The 816-nt window shown below is 46.9% G+C and carries 1 protein-coding gene; it reads left to right on the top strand.

Translation table 11 applies throughout. From position 1 onward, the window contains the following. Nucleotides 1-816: AAA family ATPase (locus ACS8FD_RS18970; RefSeq protein WP_439277000.1), on the top strand; the 816-nt coding region annotated here is incomplete at both ends.

Genomic DNA, 816 nt, shown 5'->3' with positions numbered 1-816 from the left:
TTGGATAAATATACTTATGATCTAACCGCCAAGGCCAGAGCTGAACAAATAGACCCAGTCATTGGTCGCGAGTTTGAGATTCATCAACTGATCGATATTTTGATTCGCCGTCGCCAAAACAATCCTATTTTGACGGGTGAGGCAGGCGTTGGTAAAACTGCTGTGGTAGAAGGCTTGGCACAAAAGATAGTCGCAGGTTACGTCCCTGATCAATTAAAAGATGTGACGATACGCAGTCTCGACATGGGGCTACTGCAAGCAGGCGCAAGTGTCAAAGGTGAGTTTGAAAACCGCTTAAAGCAAGTCATCGAAGAAGTTCAAGCTTCATTACACCCAATTATCTTGTTCATCGATGAGGCGCACACGCTTATCGGTGCTGGCGGGCAGGCTAGTCAAAATGATGCGGCAAACTTACTTAAGCCGGCACTGGCACGCGGTGAGCTAAGAACGATTGCTGCTACTACTTGGTCAGAGTACAAAAAATACTTCGAAAAAGACGCTGCTTTATCGCGCCGTTTCCAAGTCGTCAAAGTAGATGAGCCTGATATCGATACGGCGGTCGCGATGATTCGTGGTTTGAGTGCCAAGATGCAAGCGCATTTCGGTATATTAATAGACGATGATGCGCTACAAGCGGCGGTCGAGTTATCAGCACGTTATATCAGTGACAGACAATTGCCCGATAAAGCGGTAAGCGTGTTAGATACGGCGGCTGCACGCGTAAGCTTATCAAAGACTGCCATGCCCAATCAGCTTGATAGGCTAAAAGCTAAGGGTGTACAACTAGAGCAACACATTAATAATCTCAGCCAGCAG

It is taken from the genome of Psychrobacter sp. 1U2, assembly GCF_051847575.1.
The sequence above is the reverse complement of the archived record's forward strand: the minus strand, read 5'-3'. Positions and strand labels throughout refer to the sequence as shown.